Source organism: Streptomyces sp. FIT100 (assembly GCF_024584805.1).
Lineage (GTDB): Bacteria > Actinomycetota > Actinomycetes > Streptomycetales > Streptomycetaceae > Streptomyces.
The window spans coordinates 7,433,257-7,452,349 of the sequence record NZ_CP075715.1 but is presented as its reverse complement, the minus strand read 5'-3'; the positions used below and the strand labels follow the sequence as shown (position 1 = coordinate 7,452,349).

At 71.1% G+C, this 19,093-nt stretch carries 15 protein-coding genes and 1 pseudogene; 10 read left to right on the top strand and 6 right to left on the bottom strand.

The genetic code is table 11. The features are described 5' to 3' along the window. Positions 1–12 precede the first annotated feature (12 nt). From KK483_RS33250 to KK483_RS33240, 3 genes and pseudogenes are all read left to right on the top strand, one after another. Positions 13–752 (top strand): annotated as a pseudogene (locus KK483_RS33250) (IPT/TIG domain-containing protein). A gap of 132 nt (positions 753–884) precedes the next feature. Further along, positions 885–1,898, top strand: a complete 1,014-nt coding sequence (locus tag KK483_RS33245; RefSeq protein ID WP_262008924.1) for an IPT/TIG domain-containing protein — start codon at positions 885–887, stop codon at positions 1,896–1,898. Positions 1,899–2,110: 212 nt separating this feature from the next. Further along, entirely contained in the window at positions 2,111–2,878 is a 768-nt protein-coding gene (locus KK483_RS33240; protein ID WP_262008923.1) for an NPP1 family protein, read from the top strand. A gap of 52 nt (positions 2,879–2,930) precedes the next feature. Here KK483_RS33240 and KK483_RS33235 read toward each other — a convergent pair whose 3' ends face one another. Together KK483_RS33235 and KK483_RS33230 are read right to left on the bottom strand one after the other, a co-directional pair. Then, positions 2,931–3,407, bottom strand: a complete 477-nt coding sequence (locus KK483_RS33235; protein ID WP_262008922.1) for a (2Fe-2S)-binding protein — start codon at positions 3,405–3,407, stop codon at positions 2,931–2,933. Between the two features lie 296 nt (positions 3,408–3,703). Further along, a complete protein-coding gene (locus KK483_RS33230; RefSeq protein WP_262008921.1) occupies positions 3,704–6,040 on the bottom strand; it encodes a molybdopterin cofactor-binding domain-containing protein in 2,337 nt (778 codons plus the stop codon). Between the two features lie 431 nt (positions 6,041–6,471). Between KK483_RS33230 and KK483_RS33225 the strand changes: the two genes are divergently transcribed. Together KK483_RS33225 and KK483_RS33220 are read left to right on the top strand one after the other, a co-directional pair. Continuing rightward, a complete protein-coding gene (locus KK483_RS33225; RefSeq protein WP_262008920.1) occupies positions 6,472–7,932 on the top strand; it encodes a PHB depolymerase family esterase in 1,461 nt (486 codons plus the stop codon). A 115-nt stretch (positions 7,933–8,047) separates the two neighbouring features. After that, complete coding sequence (locus KK483_RS33220) at positions 8,048–8,407, top strand: nuclear transport factor 2 family protein (protein ID WP_262008919.1); 360 nt, start codon at positions 8,048–8,050, stop codon at positions 8,405–8,407. Between the two features lie 97 nt (positions 8,408–8,504). Here the strand turns inward: KK483_RS33220 and KK483_RS33215 are convergent, their stop codons facing one another. Continuing rightward, a complete protein-coding gene (locus KK483_RS33215) occupies positions 8,505–8,999 on the bottom strand; it encodes a helix-turn-helix domain-containing protein (protein WP_262008918.1) in 495 nt (164 codons plus the stop codon). A 108-nt stretch (positions 9,000–9,107) separates the two neighbouring features. Then, positions 9,108–9,587 (bottom strand): VOC family protein, encoded by a 480-nt coding sequence (locus KK483_RS33210; protein ID WP_262008917.1) that lies wholly within the window; start codon positions 9,585–9,587, stop codon positions 9,108–9,110. Between the two features lie 98 nt (positions 9,588–9,685). Between KK483_RS33210 and KK483_RS33205 the strand changes: the two genes are divergently transcribed. Continuing rightward, complete coding sequence (locus KK483_RS33205; protein ID WP_262008916.1) at positions 9,686–10,549, top strand: protein-L-isoaspartate O-methyltransferase; 864 nt, start codon at positions 9,686–9,688, stop codon at positions 10,547–10,549. A 5-nt stretch (positions 10,550–10,554) separates the two neighbouring features. Here the strand turns inward: KK483_RS33205 and KK483_RS33200 are convergent, their stop codons facing one another. After that, complete coding sequence (locus tag KK483_RS33200) at positions 10,555–12,879, bottom strand: hypothetical protein (RefSeq protein ID WP_262008915.1); 2,325 nt, start codon at positions 12,877–12,879, stop codon at positions 10,555–10,557. 220 nt (positions 12,880–13,099) lie between these two features. Next, entirely contained in the window at positions 13,100–14,326 is a 1,227-nt protein-coding gene (locus KK483_RS33195) for an ROK family transcriptional regulator (RefSeq protein WP_262008914.1), read from the bottom strand. Between the two features lie 182 nt (positions 14,327–14,508). On the opposite strand from KK483_RS33195, the gene KK483_RS33190 reads away from it, so the two are divergent. From KK483_RS33190 to KK483_RS33175, 4 genes are read left to right on the top strand one after another with little or no spacing between them, the layout of a single operon-like run. Beyond that, on the top strand, positions 14,509–15,855 hold the full coding sequence (locus KK483_RS33190; protein WP_262008913.1) for an ABC transporter substrate-binding protein: 1,347 nt from the start codon (positions 14,509–14,511) through the stop codon (positions 15,853–15,855). 2 nt (positions 15,856–15,857) lie between these two features. Further along, the gene (locus KK483_RS33185) at positions 15,858–16,799 is read left to right on the top strand and encodes a carbohydrate ABC transporter permease (RefSeq protein WP_262008912.1); all 942 of its coding nucleotides are present in this window, start codon (positions 15,858–15,860) and stop codon (positions 16,797–16,799) included. Next, the gene (locus tag KK483_RS33180; protein ID WP_262008911.1) at positions 16,796–17,626 is read left to right on the top strand and encodes a carbohydrate ABC transporter permease; all 831 of its coding nucleotides are present in this window, start codon (positions 16,796–16,798) and stop codon (positions 17,624–17,626) included. Before KK483_RS33185 ends, KK483_RS33180 begins: the two co-directional genes overlap by 4 nt. Next, positions 17,623–18,945 carry an alpha-L-fucosidase gene (locus tag KK483_RS33175; RefSeq protein ID WP_262008910.1) on the top strand — a complete coding sequence of 441 codons (1,323 nt, stop codon included), beginning with the start codon at positions 17,623–17,625 and terminating at the stop codon, positions 18,943–18,945. Before KK483_RS33180 ends, KK483_RS33175 begins: the two co-directional genes overlap by 4 nt. Positions 18,946–19,093 lie beyond the last annotated feature (148 nt).

Sequence of the window (19,093 nt, the reverse complement as noted above, 5' to 3'; positions counted from 1 at the left end):
AGGAGGTACGCCATGCCCATCTCCCCGAACCAGGGATCCACCGGCGGCGGCACCACCGTCACCATCACCGGGACCAACCTCGCCGGTGCCACTGCCGTGAGGTTCGGCAGCAAGCTGGCCACCATCACCGCCAACACCCCGAGGTCGTGACCGTCACCTCCCCCTCGGGCAGCGGTACGGTCGAGGTCACGGTGACCACGGCGGCGGGCACCAGCAATCCCCTGAACTTCTTCTACGTCGGCGCACCGTTCAAGTCCGCCCTGAGCGCCACGTCGGGACCCTCCGCCGGCGGCAACACCATCACCATCACCGGCACGGGTCTCTTGACGGCCACCTCTGTCGCCTTCGGGGCCAACAACGCGACCCCGACGGTCAACTCCGACAGCCAGTTGAGCGTCACCGTTCCCGCCGGCACCGCCGGCACGGTCGGCGTGAGCGTCACGACCGCGGGCGGCACGAACAACGGGTTCTCCTACACCTACGTGGATGTGCCCACGATCGTGTCGCTGAGTCCGACGTCCGGCTCGACGGCCGGCGGCACCTCGGTCACGATCACCGGAACCCAGCTGGCGACCACCCAGTCGGTCACCTTCGACGGCGTGGTGGCGCCCTTCTACGCTGCCAGCGCCACCTCGGTGTCCGCGGTCACACCGCCCGGTGCGGCGGGTGCCGTCGACGTCGTCGTCACCACGAGCGGCGGAAGCGTCACCGAGGCCGGCGGCTACACCTACGTGGCGGGCCCCGGCATCTGATCGGCGCTTGCGCGCACCTGCCTGGCAGACAGGCGGCCCGGGCACCCTGGCAGGCGCCCGGGCCGCCACCGCGCCCCACCCCCTCTGGCCGTCCCCCACGGCCGTATCCGTCCACCGATGCAAGGAGGCGCCATGCCGGCACCTGCCCTGACGGGCCTGTCCCCCAATCAAGGACCAACCGCGGGCGGCAACACCGTCACCCTCACCGGAACCAGTCTCGGCGACGTGACGACCGTCTTCTTCGGCACCACCGCAGTTGCGTTCTCGATCGCGTCCGCCACGCAGATCACCGCCACAGCACCTCCCGGAGCCGTGGGGAACGTCCAGGTCACCGTGGTCAGCCCCGGCGGCACCAGCGGAGGACTGGCATACTTCTACGTCGCGCTGCCCACCCTGACGACCCTGTCGCCCACTCAGGGACCCGTTGCGGGGGGCACCTCGGTGACGCTCACCGGGACCAATCTCTCCCAGGTGACGGCGGTCCGCTTCGGCACCTCGTCGGCCGCCTTCGCGATCGTGTCGGCCACCCAGGTCAACGCCGTCGCCCCCTCCGCCCCTGCCGGCACCCCGGGGGCCGCCCAGGTCACCGTGGTCAGCCCCGGGGGCACCAGCGCGGGACTGTCGTACTTCTACGCCGCGCTGCCGACCCTGACGAGCGTGTCGCCCACGCAAGGGCCGACCACCGGCGGCAACACCGTCACCCTCACCGGAACCAACCTGCTCAACGCGTCGAGTGTCCGCTTCGGCACCACGACAGCCACGTTCTCGGTCGTGAACTCCACGCAGATCAATGCGACCGCCCCGGCCAGAACCGCGGGGAGCGTCCAGGTCACCGCCATCACCCCCGGCGGCACCAGCGGGGGCGTGGGCTACCAGTACGTCGCGCCGCCGACGCTGACAGCCCTCTCCCCCAACCAGGGACCGACCACCGGCGGCAACACCGTCACCCTCACCGGAACCAACCTCACCAACGTGACGGCGGTCCTCTTCGGCGCCACGGCGACCGCGTTCTCCGTCGTGTCCGCCACACAGGTCACCGCCGTCGCCCCCGCCGGATCCGCGGGGTCCGTCCAGGTCACCGTCACCAGCCCCGGCGGCACCAGCGGAGGACTGGCCTACACCAGGATCACACCGCCCCTCGTGTGAGCGGGCGGGGCGCGTGCGGCTCCCGCGCGGCCACGGACACCCGCACGAGGCACCAACTGACCTGCTTCTTCTATTGGTTGGGCCTTCACCGCCAAGACACCTCTCGACGCTCGGACCGTCAACGCGGGCCGGACAAGCTGACTCGGCCATGACTTGGGCATGACAGCATCGCTCCCGTCCTGCCCCCTACCGAGGTCGATCAGGAGGACGCAGTGAAGACAGGCCGAAGGATCCGCAAGGCCTCGCTCGTCATCGGCGGCGCGTTCGCGCTCGTCGTCGCCTTCCCCAGTGTCGCGCTCGCCGCTCCGCCGAGCGCGCTGCCCGCCAACGCGGACCCGATGGAGCAGACGTTCCAGCCCGCCCTGGACTACGACACGGACGGCTGCTACGCGACTCCCGCCATCGGCCCCGACGGGACCCTCAACCCCGGTCTGAACCCCTCCGGCGCCCTCAACGGCCAGTGCCGGGACGCCTCGGACCTCGACAACACCAACGCGTACGCGCGCTCCAAGTGCAACAACGGCTGGTGCGCCGTCCTTTACGGCCTCTACTTCGAGAAGGACCAGGCCCTGTCGGGCACCAGCCTCGGCGGGCACCGCCACGACTGGGAGCACATCGTGGTCTGGGTGCAGAACGACCAGGCCCAGTACGTCTCGACCTCCAACCACGGCGACTTCACCGTCCACTCCCGTGACCAGATCCGCTGGGACGGCAGCCACGCCAAGATCGTCTACCACAAGGACGGCATCAGCACGCACTGCTTCCGTGCCGCCACCGCCAACGACGAGCCGCCGGAGAACCACCAGGGCGTGTGGCAGTACCCCGACCTGGTGGGCTGGAACGGCTACCCCGCGGGCCTCCGCGACAAGCTGAGCCAGGCCGACTTCGGCAGCGCGCACTTCGGCCTCAAGGACGGCAGCTTCAACTCCCACCTGGCGGAGGCGAAGCCCTCCGGCATCCCGTTCGACCCCAACGCCTGACGGCCGTGGCCGGGGGCGGGCACACCGGCCGCCCCCGGCCGCACCGCCCGGGTCACCAGCGCGACGCCCCCGCGCGGATCGCCTCGCGGATGCGGTGGTAGGTGCCGCAGCGGCAGATGTTGCGGATCTCGTCGAGGTCCGCGTCACCGATCTCCCGGCCCGCCTCGCGCGCCTCACGGACCTTGGCGACCGCGGTCATGATCTGGCCGGGCTGGCAGTAGCCGCACTGGGCGACGTCCAGATCGAGCCATGCCTCCTGCATCGGGTGCAGCTCCCTGCCGACGGTGGCGGGCAGGCCCTCGACGGTGGTGATCTCGTCGGTGGCGGCGATGTCCTTGACCGGCACGGCGCAGGGGTTGAACGCCCTGCCGTTGATGTGGCTCGTGCAGGCCCGGCAGACGCCCACCCCGCAGCCGTACTTCGGCCCGGTCACCCCGAGGACGTCGCGGAGCACCCACAGCAGCCGTACGTCGTCCTCGACTTCGGCCGTGACGGGCTCGCCGTTGAGGATGAAGGTGTGTCGGGGCACGGTCTCTCCTGGAGGGCGGGGTGGTGGGAGGGGGGCGGTGGACAGGGCTGGGCGCGGCTGCTGGACATGGCTAGGGAGTGTCTTCAAAGTAGCGTCGTCCGCCCGAAGGGCGGGCCTGGCGGCGTCTGGTGTGTGCGATCGCGAGGCGGAGGAGGGAGTCCATGCGGTGGGGGCACCTCCCGTGCCCGAAGGGCTACGGGGGACATAGGCGACCGACGACAACGCGGCGAGGGTGCGTGCCAGGCGTCGCCGGGCAGACGGGACTTTGAAGACACGACCTAGGGGTGTCCGGCGGATCATGCCGGGCTCGCGCCTGATCCACCGGACGCCCCCTGGTCGGCACGGCTGAGGCCGTCGGTGGGCGACGCGGGGATCGGCGGGCTGGTGGGCATCGGCTCGAAGCCGAGCGGTTCGCCGTGGTTGACGGGGAAGCGGGTCGGCATGGCACCGGTGGCCCGCCCGTAGGCGCAGGCGACGGCCGCCATCGCGCCGGCCACCGCCAGCTCCCCCGCACCGCCGGGCTTCCCGGTGGTGGGCGGCATCACGATGATCTCCAGCTCGGGCGGGGTGTTCCACTGCCGCGTGTAGAAGTAGTTGTCCCAGCTGCCCTCCAGGAAGTGCCCGTCCTGGAGGTGGAGTCCCGAGCTGAGGGTGAGGGCGATCCCGTCCATGATCCCGCCCATCATCTGTGCTTCCAGACCGCGGGGGTTGACCGCGAGACCGACGTCGACGGCGCAGACGACCTTGGTGACGCGCGGCCCGGTGTACGCGTTCGGGATCCGCCGCCCGGTGGTCTCCGGCCGGCAGTCGATCTCGGCGAGTACGGCGACGAACGCGTGGTACTCGGGGTGGACCGCGATGCCCTGCGCCGTACCGGCGGGCATCGGGCGCCCCCACTGCCCCGCCTCCGCGGCCTTGTCGAGGACGGCCCTGGCCCGCTCGTCCTTGAGGAACGCGCGGCGGAACGCGAGGGCGTCCCTGCCCATCCGTCTCGCCAGCTCGTCGACGATCAGCTCCTGTGCGCAGCGCACGTTGGGCGAGTAGATGTTGCGCATGCTGCCGGTGTTGAAGCCCTTGTCGGTCTCGCTGAGCAGCTGGGTGGTGACGCCGAAGTGGTACGGGCTCTGCTGGGTGAGCTGGAAGACCGTCTCGGAGAAGGTCAGGTCCCCGACCGGGAGCTGGGCCGCCTGGGCGGTGATGACCTCGCCCAGGCCGTGCCCGAAGTCGGTGGCGACCGAGGTGTGCCGCTGCTCGTAGGTGAGCACATTGCCGAGGGCGTACGTCGCCCGGACCCGCGAGGTGGACATCGGATGCGTCCGGCCCTGACGGAAGTCGTCGGTACGGTGCCACATCAGCTTGACCGGTTTCCCCATGGCCCGCGAGATCTCGGCGGCTTCGAGCGCCGCGTCGGAGAAGAGCTTGCGGCCGAACGAGCCGCCGCCCTCGGTGACATGGACCGTGACGGCGGACGGCGGGAGGCCGAGCCGGAGCGCGATCTGCTCCTGGGTGACGATCGGTGACTTCAGACTGGCCCAGATCTCGGCGCGGCCGGGCCTGACGTCGGCCACCGCGCAGTTGGGTTCGAGGGCGCCGTTGCTGGCGAAGTGGAAGGTGAAGCGGGCGTCGACCGCCTTGGTCAGCAGGTCCAGCGGCGGGACGACCAGCGGGAGTTCGGCCCTGCGCAGCTTCTGGAGGACGGTGGCGTCCGACGCTCCCTCGGCGGTGCCGGGTCCCCAGGTGACCTCCAGGGCGCGGACCGCGTCGATGCACTGGCCGAAGGTGCGCCCGCGGACGGCGACCCCGGTCGGTATCCGGGCGACGTCGGTGATGCCGGGCATGGCGCGCACGGCGTCGAGGTTCTCGACCGAGCGGACGGTCCCGTTGATGGTCGGCGGCCGGCAGACCATCGTCGGCAGCGCGCCGGGCACGTGCACGTCCATCGCGTACTGCTTGCGGCCCGTGACGGCCTCCAGCGCGTCGATGCGCCGCCGCGGGGTGCCGATGACGGTGAACTCGCCGGGCTCCTTCAGCGTGACCGGGACCTGTTCGGTGGCCGTGCTCGCCGCCTTCACGGCCAGTTCTCCGTAGGTCAGGCTCCGCCCGGTCGACGAGAGGACGGCGCCGGCCCGGGTGGTGAGCGAGGTGACGGCCTCACCGAGCTCGAGCGCCGCGGCCTCCAGCAGCCGGCCCCGGGCGACTGCCGCCGCGACCCGGATCGGTGTGAAGGTCGAGATGGTGGTGTTCGAGCCGCCGGTGAGCTGGTTGAACAGCAGCTCGGGCCGGGCGTCCGCCAGGGTGACCCGGATCTTCTCCAGCGGCAGGTCGAGCTCCTCGGCTATCAGCATCGCGCTGGAGGTGGTGATGCCCTGGCCGACCTCGGCCCGGGGCAGCGCGAAGGAGGCCGTGCCGTCGGCGTCGATGCGGATGCTGATCAGGTTGGCGGTCGGCAGCGCCGCGGTGGTCAGCAGGTCGTTCAGGTCGTACAGCTCGGAGGCGGTCGGCGGGGAGGGTACGGCCGCCGCGGCGCGCGGCGGCGCCACCGCCGCCTCGCCCAGCTGGGCGGCGACCGTCAACGTCGGTGCCGCCACCACGTATCCGAGGAACGTGCGTCGCCCCACTCCGCGTGCTTCCACCAGCTGTCCCCTCGGTCCTCTCGACGAACGACGACCACATGCGCGCGAGCAGTGCGCCACGTGTCACCCTGTGCCGCCACGCGCTTCGGCGGCCACAGCGGCGCCACATGGACGGACTCGCGCAGAGCATGCCGCACTCGGCGGCCGGCCGACCAGACGTCACACACCTCACACATGACCCACCGTCCTGCGCCGGACCGGTGTGCTGCCGCAACAGCTGCGGACCACAGTGCGGGGCCGCGCGGGGTGGAGCGCATCGACATTACCCGCCGCAACCGCGGGTCGTAACGTCCCCGTAACTCCGGGGCAGCGCGCGGGTGTCCGCTCGCGGGCGGCCGAGGACGCACCGCCATGCCCATGCCCATGCCCGTACCCACGCCCACGCCCACGCCCACGCCCACGCAGCAGCACCGCACTCACCGAGGTGACCGATGAATCCCCGCTTCTCGCGCGCCCAGCGCCCCCGGCGGAGCTCCGCCGCAGCGCTCGTGCTGTCCCTGATCGCCCTCGTCCTCGGGCTGCTCCCCGCTCCCGCCGCGCAGGCGGCGAGCCTGACCGAGGTGACCGGCTTCGGCTCCAACCCCGGGAATCTCCAGATGTTCCGCTACGTTCCCGACGGCCTCCCGGCCGGGCGGCCGCTCGTGGTCGCCCTGCACGGCTGCACCCAGTCGGCGGCCGCGTACGACAGCGAGACCGGCTGGACCAAGTGGGCCGACGCCTGGGGCTTCGCTCTCGTACTGCCGCAGCAGAGGGCCGCCAACAACGCCAACTCCTGCTTCAACTGGTTCCAGTCGGGCGACTTCTCGCGCGGCCAGGGCGAGGCGCTGTCCATCAAGCAGATGACGGACAGGATGGCCGCCGATCACGGCATCGACGCCTCGCGCGTCCATGTCACCGGACTCTCCGCCGGCGGGGCCATGTCCTCGGTGATGGCCGCCGCCTATCCGGACGTCTTCGCGGGTGCGGCGGTGGTCGCGGGCCTTCCGTTCGACTGCGCCCGCAGCGTCGCGGAGGGCTTCAGCTGCATGAACCCGGGCTCGGACCTGAGCGCTCGGCAGTGGGGCGACAAGGTCCGTGCCGCCCATCCCTCCTACGCGGGGCCGTATCCCACGATGTCGGTGTGGCACGGGACGAGCGACAGCACGGTGGCGCCGATGAACATGACGGAGCTCGTCGAGCAGTGGACCCAGGTGCACGGCACGGACACGGTCGCCGACGTCGGCGACACGGTCCAGGGCGCGCAGCACAAGGTGTACCGGAACGGGGCGGGCGCGCCGGTCGTCGAGTCGTACGCCATCACGGGAATGGGCCACGGTCAGCCGGTCGACCCGGGCACCGGGGCCACCCAGTGCGGAACCGCCGGTGCGTACGTCCTGGACGTGAACATCTGCGCCTCGTACTGGATCGGGCGGTCCTGGAACCTCGGCGCCCCTGACGGCGGCGGCTCTCTGCCCGCGCCTTCGGGACTCACGGTCACCGCCGCCACGGAGTCGTCGGTCTCCCTGTCCTGGAACGCGGTCGACGGCGCCGTCTCCTACCGCGTCCTCCGCGGCGGGGCCCAGGTCGGCGCTCCGTCGTCGGCGTCCTTCACCGACACGGGGCTGGCTCCCGGCACGGCCTACGGCTACGCCGTCGCCGCCGTGGACGGCTCGGGGGCCGTCGGCGCGTCCTCGGTCTCCGTGCAGGCGACCACCGCCGGGGCCGCCCACCGGTGCTACACGGACAACAACTACAACCATGTGGCCGCCGGCCGGGCCCATCAGAGCCTGGGCACCGTCTATGCCAACGGCTCGAACCAGAACATGGGCCTCTACAACGTCTTCGTCACACACACGCTGGAGGAGACGGCCCCGGGCCACTTCGTGATCGCCGACTCGGGCTGCCCCGCGTGAGGTCTTCCCCGCGTCCGGCAGGCGTGCATGTTAGTGCTAGAGTCGAAGTAATAACTTCACTTCTAGAAGTCACTGCCTGCCCGGACGCAGGGACGACGCAAAGACAGGGAAGACCATGAACGACACCCGGCTCCGCACCATCCCCACCGACGCCCTGCCCGAGGTCGTCACCCGCTATCTGGCCGCGCACCGCGACCGGGACACCGCCACCGCCGTCAAGGCGTTCACCGGCGACGCCACCGTGACCGACGAGGACAGGACCCACTCGGGCAGCGCGGAGATCGAGGCATGGCTGGACAGCGCGGCCCGTGAGTACACGTTCACCACCACGCTCACCGGCGCGCAGCAGGGGGACACGGACCACTACGTGGCCGCTCAGCGGCTCGAAGGCGACTTCCCCGGCGGCGTCGCCGATCTGCGCTACCGGTTCACCCTGCGGGACGGCCTGATCGAACGGCTGGTCATCGCCCCCTGAGGCCGACCCAGTGGCCGACCCGGCGCGGGGCCCGGCCTCGCGTCCCGGCCCGCGGCACGACTCGGGGCCCGGCCCGGGGCCCTGCCCGGCCGCAGGCTCACCTGCGTTCGCCACCCCGGTAGCGGGCGCGCATCGTGGCGCTCGCGGCCGGGCCCGCCGTGTAGACGAAGGTGTCGCTGTCGTCGAGGCGCCGCCCGGTGGCGGCGTCCACGACGACCGGCTCGACCTCCTCGCCCGTGCGGGCGTCGATCAGGATCATGCTGCGCTCCTCCGGCGCCAGACGGGAGTTGCCCCACGCGGCGAGCGCGACGATCACCGGCCGCAGCGAGCGGCCGAGGCCGGTGAGGACGTACTCGTGGCGCACCGGAGCGGACTGGTACGGGCGGCGCTCCAGCAGCCCGTCGTCGACCAGGGCCTTGAGGCGCGTCGTCAGCATGCTCGACGAGATGCCGAGGTTCTCCTGGAACTGGTCGAAGCGGGTGTACCCGTCGAAGGCGTCATGGAGGATCAGCAGCGTCCACCACTCGCCGACGTGCCCCACGGTCGTGGAGAGCGGGCACTCCCTGTCCTCCAGCCTGATCCGGCTCGCCATGTCGACCACCTCGAACAGATGAATGCCAAAGTAAAAGTTGTACATTCTACTTTAGCAGTCACTTTCCGCGCCCCGCGAAGAGCGGGCCGACGGGCCTCCCCTGCGCGCCTACTCCCCCTTGTACGCCTTCTCCAGGACGGCGATGTCGAGCTTGACCATCGAGAGCATCGCCTCGGTGGCCCGCTTCGCCTTCTCCGGGTCGGGGTCGGCGACCATGTCGCCGAGGACGGCCGGAACGACCTGCCAGGACAGTCCGTACTTGTCTCTCAGCCAGCCGCAATGGACCTCCTGGCCGCCCTCGGTGAGCCTGCTCCAGTAGTGGTCGATCTCGTCCTGGTCGGCGCAGAGGATCTGGAACGAGACGGCTTCGGTGAACGTGAACTGGGGCCCGCCGTTCAGGGCGACGAACTTCTGGCCGTTGGCCTCGAACTCGACGGTCACGACGGATCCCGCGGGGCCGGGCCCGGCCTCGGTGTAGCGGACGATCCGGCCGAGCCGGGAGTTCTCGAAGATCGACACATAGTGGTTGGCGGCCTCTTCGGCCTGCCCGTCGAACCACAGGCACGTGGTGAATCCATCGGTGGGCATCGATACCTCCTCGTAGATGGGCGAGTACCGGTACGACCGCTCCGGAGCGGCGAACTCATCGCCCGGCCCGTTGGCTAACCTGAACGGGGGAGGCAGCGATGTCCCGCGACGGCTCCGAACCCACCCCCGAAGACCTGGTCACGGCCGCCCGCGCCGCCGGTGTGACGGACGAGAGGCTGCTGGGCGCCATGCGGAGCACACTGCGCGCGGCCTTCGTCCCCGCCGCGCACCGCCGGTCGGCATACCTGGACGTACCGGTCCCGATCGCCCACGGGCAGGTGACGACGCAGCCCTCCCTCGTGGCCGCGATGGTCGCCGCGCTCCGCCTCACCGGCGGCGAGCGCGTGCTGGAGATCGGCACCGGCTGCGGTTTCCAGACCGCCCTCCTGGCCCGCCTGTCCGCGTACGTCGTGAGCATCGAGCGCTGGCCGGACCTCGCGGAGGAGGCCCGCGCCGGCCTCTCCGGCGAGGGCATCGCCAACGTCACCGTGGTCGTCGGCGACGGCACCCTCGGCGTCCCGGAGCACGCGCCGTACGACGCCGTCGTCGTCAGCGCCGCCTTCCCTGAGGTGCCGGGGCCGCCGGCCGGCCAGCTGCGCCCCGGCGGCCGCCTAGGGCGTGTTTCGAAAGTGGCGCCGTCCGCCCGCAGGGCGGGGCCCACGGCGTCTGGTGCGTGCGATCGCAAGGCGGAGGGTCGTTCTCGTACTGGACGTACTTGGACGACTCCGACAACGCAGCGTGGGGGCACCTCCCGTGCCCGAAGGGCTACGGGGGAGTGCGTGCCAGGCGTCGTGGGCCAGGCGGGACTTTCGAAACACGCCCCAGTCCAGCCGATCGGTCCGGGCGGCCGGGAGCTGGTCACGCTCTACGAGCGCGGGCCCCGGGGCCTCGTGCGCACCGGGACCGTCGTCGCGGCCCACTTCGTCCGGCTGTACGGGGCCCACGGCTATCCCCCGCCGTGACGGCGTCAGGGCCGGATCTTCACCGCGTCCAGCTGGAAGTAGGTCCCGCCGGTCTTGGTGAGCTGCACGGTGTGGGTGCCGGGGGTGAGATTGCGGATGCCCCAGTAGTGCTGCTGGGGGCTGTAGGCGCCGTTGTGGGTGGCCTTGATCGTGGCGACCTGGGTGCCGTCGAGGCGGACGGTGGCCGTGCCGTCGCTCGGTTCCATCGGGCCGAGCACATCGATGCCGGTACCGGTGAAGGTGACGGTCGCGCTCGCGCCGTTGGCCGTGGTCCAGTGGACGTCGTTACCGTGGTCGCCGACGCCGCGGCCGGCGCCATGGGTCCAGACGCCGCCGTAACTGATCGCGGGGTCCGTGTCGTTGAGGGTCCTCGGGGCGGGCACGATACGCAGGGCGTCGAGCTGGAGGTAGGTTCCGTCGACCTTGGTGACCTTGATGGTGTGGGTGCCGGGGGTCAGGTGGCGGGCGCTGTAGAGCACCGCCTGCGCCTGGTAGCCGCCGGCCGCGTACTGGCTGAACGTGCCGATCAGGGTGCCGTCGACGGTGACGGTGAAGTTCCGGCTGGAGCTGCTCCGGGGACCGATGACGTCGATGCCGGTGCCCGTGAACGTGTAGCTGAACGACGCGCCGTTGGCCGAGGTCCAGTGGACGTCGTCGCCGTGGTCACCGGCGCCGCGGCCGGTGGCGTGGGTCCAGACGCCGCTGTAACCGATCGCGGGGTCCGTGTCGTTCACGACGGTGGTCCCGGTCGGTACGGCGGCCGGGGTGCCGTGGACCGCCTGGCGGACGTCGTTGAGGATGCGCAGATCGCTGTCGGCGACCGTGCCGTCCTCGTACATCATCAGGTCGAAGCTGATCGGCACGTTGCGGGAGGCGGCGCTCGTGGCCCAGCCGATCGCCGCGCTGCTGGTGACCGACGACAGGGTGGTGATCTTGTTGCCGCCCTGGGTGTGGACGCCCCAGTCGCCGTCCATCGTGAACATGCCGTGCTGGAGCAGTCCTTGGTACGGGCCGCTCGTGAACACCCCGTTGCCGCCTGCGCCGGCGCTGCCGCTCTGGCTCTGGCCCTGGCTGGCCTCGCCGAAGTACACGTCCTGGAAGTCGGTGAGGCGCGGCAGGTTCCAGCTGTTCCAGGAGACCAGCCGGTCGGGGTTGCCCGCGCGGGCGGCCTGCTGGAGCGATTCGAACGGGGCGGGGTAGTAGATGATGCCGTCGTCGAAGACGAAGCCGTCGAGGTCGCTGCCGAGCGCCGTGCCGATCTCGGTGACGACGCTCTTCCACTGGGCGAGGAAGGTCGAGCGGTCGCCGGATCCGTTGGCGGAGAACGAGGTGGGGAAGTTCTGCTTCGTCCACCAGGCCGATTCCTCCGAGCCGGTGTGGTAGTAGAGCAGGAAGCGGATACCGACGGCCTTGAGGGCCGCGGCGATCTCGCCGATCAGATCGCGGTCCGCGGTGAACGAGGGGTCGCCGGTGATCGACTCGATCGCGCCGACGGGCATGTCGGGGTGGTAGCCCCACCAGCTGAACGACCAGATCACGTACGCCGCGCCGGATTCCTGCACCAGCTTCACGAACGTGGGCACGTGGAAGTCGGCTGCCTGCTGGTTGAGCGGCTTGGCCGTGCCGACGTTGTCCGGGAAGCCCCAGGAGCCGTACTGGAACATCAGGCCGTAGCCGCCCTGGCTGAACCAGGTGGTGTCCGCGCGGGCGGCCGTGATGCGCTGCTGGCGGGCGGCCACGTCGGATTCACGGACCAGTTCCAGCGACTTGACGTACAGGTCGTTGGTGAACGTGTTGCGGGTCAGCGTGATGGTGCTGGTCCCGGTGGGGAGGGTGAGGGTGCCGGCGTCGATCCGCTGCCAGGTGGCGGCGTTCGCCGTCGTGAAGGTACGTGAGGACGAGGTGCCGCTGACCGCGACGGTCAGCTGCTGGTTGGGCTGGGCGTTGACGAGTGCGTACACCCGGTACATGTCGCCGGCCTGGACCGAGACCTGCCAGGACAGGGAGCCGGTGCCCGAGACGAAGTTCTGGATCCAGAAGTTCTTGCGGCCCTCGGTGGCGCCGTACACGGTCATGTCCGAGGAGTGCGCGGCGCTGGTGCCGAGCAGGACGGTGAGGTTGTCGGTGGTGGCGCTCTGGTCGATGGGCAGGGGCACCGGCCCGGCCTGCGGTACGAGCGTGGCGGCGTGGGCCGCGCCCGGGGCCGCGGCCGCGGCGCCGCCGGCCAGCAGAACGGCGCCGGTGGCTCCGCCGAGCATCCGCAATGCCGAGCGGCGGGAGGGTCCTTCAGCTGCTGCCGTCGCCGGCGGGGGTGTCTGGGAGCGCGGCACAGGGGCCTCCTGGCTGAGGGGGATGACGGCGGGGGCCGGACACGGGGACGTGGCGTCGGCGGTCCGGCAGCGCATGGCGGGGTCTCCGGCGGGACGTCCCGTGTCCCTTCGGCTCCGCACGCGTCGGCACTGGTCGGCGAAGCTACGCGGTGGCCCGGGCACGGTCAATACTTCCGTCTCGCACGGCGACAAAAACCTGTCCGCCGCCCGGAGATGACCGTCAGTCAGCGGCGGGCAGGGGGCGGGACCCGTCGGCGAACGACATCAGCACCGCGAGGGCGGCCCCCTCGGTCGGGGCCCAGTCGGCGCCTGCCGACACTTCGAGCGTGGGGATGTCCGTCCCCGGGACCAGTTGTGCGCCGGCGAATGCCTCGCGCGCGGGCTCCAGCACCCAGGGGGCGAGCCGGGCGTAGTGGCCGCCCAGCACCACCACCCGCGGATCGAGCACGGCGGTGAGGGCCGCCGCGCCGCGGCCCATCCAGCGGCCCGCCTCGGCCAGCACGCCGCAGACCCGCTCGTCGCCCGTGCGCGCCCGCGCCACGAGTTCGTCGACGGCGGCCGACAGCACGGCGCGCGCCGCGCCGGCGCGGCGCCGGTGCGCGGCCGGCTCCAGGGCCTCCGTGGTGATCGCCGAGAGGCCGGCGCGGGTCTCGAAGCAGCCGCGGCGTCCGCAGACGCAGACCGGGCCGTCGGGGTCGACGACGAGATGGCCCACCTCGCCGGCCATGCCCCTGCCGCCACGCCACAGCCGACCGTCGGCGATGACGCCCGCGCTGATGCCGTACGTCCCCGTGAGGTAGATCAGGCTGGCGGCTTCCAGCCCTTCGCGCAGCCGCGCCCGGCGCTCGGCGAGGGCGGCGAAGTTGGCGTCGCCGTCGACGAGGACCGGCGTGCGGCCGCCGAGGGCCTCGTCGACGCCGGCGCGCAGGGCGACGTCCCGCCAGCCGAGGCTGGGGACGTACTTGACGGTGCCGGTCGAGGCGTCGACCAGGCCGGGGACGCTGACACCGACGCCGAGCAGGGTGCGCCGGTCGTCCTCGGCGGCGTCGAGCACTTCGCGCAGCGCCGTCTGGGCGCGGCGCAGCAGGCTGCGGGGGTTGACCGACTCGGGCTCCACGGAGCGTTCCGTACGCAGGAGTTCGCGGCCGCGGAGGCTGTAGACGGCAGAGAGGATGCGGTCGATCCCGATCTCCAGGCCGGCCACCGCGTGCCGCTCGTCGTCCAGGTCGAGCAGGGCGGTGGGGCGGCCTCTGCGGCCCTGGGGGCCGGCCTGCGGGGCAGGGGCGAGCTCGGCGACGAGTCCGCGCCGCATCAGGTCGTTGACCGCGCCGGAGGTGGTCGCGCGGGCGAGGCCGACGCCCGTGCCCAGTTCGGGCCGGGTGAGCGGGCCGTGGTCCACGAGGTGGCGGAACACGGACAGCAGCGTCGCGTCGGCGTCTCCTGCCAACGGGCACCTCCACTCGTCGTCGGGGCCGGGGCGCGGCCGGGGTCGCGGCCGGGGGCCGATCGCCCTCGCGGTCGCGGAACAAACCCCTGATCTTGCCCGACCCAACAAACACGTAACAGGGGGTTGATTTTTGTCTCCATCGTAGACGTTAATGCGGGCATCGCGAACACCTGGAGGTACGCATGCGCGGTCCACTCCGTGCACTGGCCGCGGCATCCGCCGTCCTGGCCCTCGGTCTCACCGCGGCGTGCGGTGACAGCGGCGGCGTCGGCGGGGCGCAGGACGCCGCCCAGGAGACCGCCGGCCCTGGCCAGACCGTCACGCTCGACTACTGGACGTGGTTCCCGCCCGAGGCAACGCTGAAGGAGACGATCGGCGCCTTCGAGAAGAACAACCCCCACATCAGGATCCGGCTGCGGGAGTTCGAGGCCGCCGACTACCAGAAGCAGCTTCCGCTGGCGCTGAACGGCGGGGAATCCCTCGACATCGTGGGCGTCCAGGTCGCCGCCATGACCAACACGGTCCGCGAGCAGCTCCGCCCGGTGGACAGCTGGCAGGCCGAGCTCCCCGCCGGCTGGCGGGACAGGCTCAACGGGCAGATGGTCGACCAGACCGCGGGGATCGCCGAGGACGACACGCTCTACTCGGTGCCCATGGGATCCATCGGCAGCGCGGTGATGTACTCCAACGCCGCGCTCCTGACCGAACTCGGCATCCCCTTCCCCGGAACAGCCGCCGAGCTCAGGACCGCCGTCGGCAAGATCAAGAAGGCGAAGCCGGGCGTGACGCCCGTGGTCTTCCAGGGTGATCCGTTCTGGCAGGAGGAGATGCTCTTCACCATCGCCGGCCAGACCGACCCGAAGCTGTCCGACCGGATCGCCGCGGGCCAGGCCAAGTGGAACGACCCAGCCGTGGTGGAAGCGCTCAAGAGCTACAAGTCGCTCTTCGACGACGGTGTCGTGGACACCTCGGTCCTCAGCCTCAAGGGCTCCCGCCCGGCAGAGCTGTTCAACTCCGGCAAGGCCGCCTTCCTCGTCGACGGGTCCTGGCAGAGCTCGCTGCTCTCCGCCTCGTACCGCAAGGCCAACAAGATCGGTCTCACGGACGTCGGTGCCGGGGCCTTCCCCGTCGTCCGGGACGGCGGCAGGCCCGCCGCCCGCGGTCTGGCCGAGGGCGGCCTCGCCATCCCGAAGAGCTCCCAGCACGTCGCGGAGGCGGCGGCCTTCATCGAGTACATGACCCTGGGCGACGGTGTCTCGCAGTGGTCGAAGGACCTGGTGCTCGTGCCCGCACTCGACGGCTTCACGGTCGACTCCTCGGTCCTCACCACCAAGGCCGCCCGCGAGGGATACCAGGCGGTCCAGGACGTCATCGCGGCCGACGGCTCGGCCCGCAACTCCAACCAGGCGTTCCTCAACCAGGTCGAGGGCAACACGATCCTCGACGTCCTGCGCGGGCAGACCACGCCGGAGAAGGCGGCCGACAAGCTCCAGGTGGAGTGGGCGAGCGGACGGTACACGCAGAAGTGACCATGACCCAGCACTCCACCGGCGGGCGCGTGCACACGGCGCGCCCGCCGGCGGCGGCCCGGCCGCGGCGCCGCCGGGCGGCCCGCGCACTGCTCCCGGCCGCCGTCTTCCTCGCCCCGCTCCTGCTCTTCTACGGCGTCTACTACCTCTACGCGTTCGGCTTCCTCGCCGACATGAGCACCAAGCAGACCTCGCTGTCCTTCACCGACGTCACCGATGTCGGGCTGGCCAACTTCCGCCTGGTGCTGACCGATCCCGCGTTCCACACCGCGCTCCTGAACAACCTGCTCTTCGCCGCCGTCTCCATCGCCGCGGCGCTCACCCTCGGCTTCTTCCTCGCCGTCGCCCTGGCCAGCGGCGTGCGGCTGCGGCGCTTCTTCTACGCCGTGTTCCTGCTGCCGTCGCTGATCCCGCTGTCGCTCTTCGCGACCGTCTTCGGGCGGATGCTGGAGACCGACGACGGCGCCGTGAACGCCGCCCTGCGCGCCGTCGGGCTCGACTCGCTGACCCAGGACTGGCTCGGCAGCACAGGACCCGCCTACAGCGCGCTCTTCGTGCTGCTGGTCTATCTCGTCGGACTTCCCGTCATGTACTACACCTCGGATCTGACGACGCTGAACACGTCCGTCCTCGAATCCGCGATGATCGACGGGGCCGGGGCCGGCCAGATCTACCGGCTGATCCTCTTCCCCATGCTGCGCAACACCCACAAGACGGTGATCCTGTCGGTGCTGCTCATGAGCTTCCGCGCCTTCGACGTCGTCTACTTCTCCACCGACGGCGAACCCGGCGGCCGCACCCAGATCACCGGCACCTACCTGTACAACACCATGCTCGGCGCCGGCCGGGTCGGCTACGCCTCGGCGGCTGCAGTCATCGTGCTGCTCGTGGCGCTCGCCATCTCCGCCGTCCAGATACTCGTCCAGCGGAGGTCCGCCCGATGAGCGACGTCCCCCTGAGCCGGCTGCGCCAGCGCGGGCGCGACAACGCGACCGTCTACACCGTGCTGGTCGTGGGTGCCCTGCTGTGGGCGTTCCCGCTGGTGACAGCCGTACGCGAATCCGTGGCGCACGGCGGCTTCCGCAACTACCTCACCGTGCTCACCGGAACGTTCAACGGAGTGAGCCTGGTCCGGGCGCTCGCCAACAGCCTGCTCATCGCCGCGCTGCACGCGCTGCTGGTGTGCGGGGTGGGCGCGATGGCGGCGTACGCCTTCGCCAAGCTGGCCTTCCCGGGCCGCGAGACGCTGTACCACCTCGTCCTGATCTTCCTGGCCGTGCCCGCGGTCGCCGTGATCGTGCCGGTCTACTGGATCACCGGGCAGCTCGGCCTGTTCAACTCGCCGCTCGGCGTGGCCCTCCCGGAGGCCGCGCTGACCCTGCCCTTCGCCGTACTGCTGCTGCGCAACTACGCCGACGGGATCCCGAACGAGATGATCGAGGCGGCCCGCATCGACCGGGCCGGCCACCCCAGGATCTTCTGGCACATCTTCCTGCCCTCCACCCGCCCGGCCCTGGTCAACCTGGGCGCCCTGGCGGTCATGTGGTCGCTCCAGGACTTCGTCTTCCCGTCGATGATCATCAAGCGGGCGGAGCTGACCACCGCGGCCCAGGCCGTCCAGACCATCCAGTCCGCCTTCGGACCCACCCCCGAGCAGACCTCGCAGTACTTCGCCGCCCTCGTGCTGCTCGCGGTCCCCGCCGTCGTACTCGTCGTCGCGGGGCTCAGGTTCATCACCCAGGGCATCACCGCCGGAGGAAGCAAAGAGTGAGCACCCCGTCCACCCCGTCCACGACCTGGTTCAACGAGCTCGGCCTCGGCCTCTTCCTGCACTGGGGGCACGCCAGCACCCGCGGCTGGGAGCTGAGCTGGCAGATGACCGGCGGTGTGCACCTCCAGGAGCCTCCCCTCGAACCCGTCACCTGCCGCGAGTACTTCGCCAACGCCGGCTCCTTCCGTCCCGAGCGCTTCGACCCCGCCGCCTGGGCCGAGCTGGCCTGGCGGGCGGGGGCCCGCTATGTCGTCTTCACCGCCAAGCACCACGACGGTTTCGCGATGTACGACACGAAACTGTCGGACTACTCGGTCTCCAAGACTTGGGGCCGGGACGTCACCGCGGAGGTCGTCGACGCCTTCCGCGCCCGCGGGTTCAGGATCGGCCTGTACTTCTCGTACGTCGACTGGCATCACGAGGACTATCCGCGGCTGACGGACGACGCCGTCGCCAAGCCGTACCGGGTCGGGGTCTACCGCAAGGGCACGCCCGAACAGTGGGCCGGCTTCCGCGCGTTCATGCTCGGGCAGCTCGACGAACTGCTCACCTCCTACGGGGACCTCGACATCGTCTGGCTCGACGGCGAGTTCGAGTACAGCGCCGAGGAGTGGGGCTTCGGCGAGATACGGGAGCTCATCCGCGCCCGTCAGCCGGGGGCCCTCGTCAACGACCGCTGCGTCGGCCACGGCGACTTCACCACACCCGAGCAGCAGCTCCCCATCATGGCGCCGGACGGGCCGTGGGAGGCGTGCCTCACCATGAACACCACCTGGGGGCACGTGCCGTCGGACGACACCTGGAAGACGCCGACGGCCATCCTGCACACCCTCGTCGAGGCCGCCTCCATGGGCGGCAACCTGCTGCTGAACGTGGGGCCGACCGGCGAGGGCGACTTCCCGCCCCAGGCGGTCGAGCGGCTCGAAGCGCTCGCCGGCTGGATGGAGCGCCACGCCGAGAGCATCCACGGCACCGAGGCGGGCCTGGAGCTGTGGCAGTTCCATGGGCCGTCCACCCGCCGCGCGCTGGCGGGCGGGGCGACCCGGCTGTATCTGCACCTCACCATGCGGCCCTACGAGCGGATCACGGTCCGGGGCATGCCGGTGAACCGTGTCCGCGGCGTGACGCTGCTCGGCAGCGGCGACCCGCTCGTATGGACCGCGCACGCCCGGCTCAGGGACGTCCACGCCGCGTCGCCCGACCCGACGGGTGAGCTGCACATCGAGATCCCGTCGGAGCTGCTCGACGGTCTGTGCACGGTCGTCGCGGTCGACCTCGCGCCCGCCCCGGCACCGGCGTCTGCGTCTGCGTCTGCGTAACAGCGCAGGTCAGGGATTCATCGGAGCAATCCTCCGGTCCGGCGCAGCACCTTGTCCCCCTGCGCCGGGCCACCAACTATTCGAGGATATACGTCCGATCACTACTGGCCAAGTCGGGCATCAGGGTCGTAGAGTGCGCGGCAGTCCG

What these genes read in the sequence shown, in the direction of transcription:
- KK483_RS33185 (WP_262008912.1), top strand. Translation starts at nt 15,858, where the DNA reads ATGACCCAGCACTCCACCGGCGGGCGCGTGCACACGGCGCGCCCGCCG.
- KK483_RS33205 (WP_262008916.1), top strand. Translation starts at nt 9,686, where the DNA reads ATGTCCCGCGACGGCTCCGAACCCACCCCCGAAGACCTGGTCACGGCC.
- KK483_RS33245 (WP_262008924.1), top strand. Translation starts at nt 885, where the DNA reads ATGCCGGCACCTGCCCTGACGGGCCTGTCCCCCAATCAAGGACCAACC.
- KK483_RS33190 (WP_262008913.1), top strand. Translation starts at nt 14,509, where the DNA reads ATGCGCGGTCCACTCCGTGCACTGGCCGCGGCATCCGCCGTCCTGGCC.
- KK483_RS33215 (WP_262008918.1), bottom strand. Translation starts at nt 8,999, where the DNA reads ATGGCGAGCCGGATCAGGCTGGAGGACAGGGAGTGCCCGCTCTCCACG.
- KK483_RS33220 (WP_262008919.1), top strand. Translation starts at nt 8,048, where the DNA reads ATGAACGACACCCGGCTCCGCACCATCCCCACCGACGCCCTGCCCGAG.
- KK483_RS33180 (WP_262008911.1), top strand. Translation starts at nt 16,796, where the DNA reads ATGAGCGACGTCCCCCTGAGCCGGCTGCGCCAGCGCGGGCGCGACAAC.
- KK483_RS33225 (WP_262008920.1), top strand. Translation starts at nt 6,472, where the DNA reads ATGAATCCCCGCTTCTCGCGCGCCCAGCGCCCCCGGCGGAGCTCCGCC.
- KK483_RS33210 (WP_262008917.1), bottom strand. Translation starts at nt 9,587, where the DNA reads ATGCCCACCGATGGATTCACCACGTGCCTGTGGTTCGACGGGCAGGCC.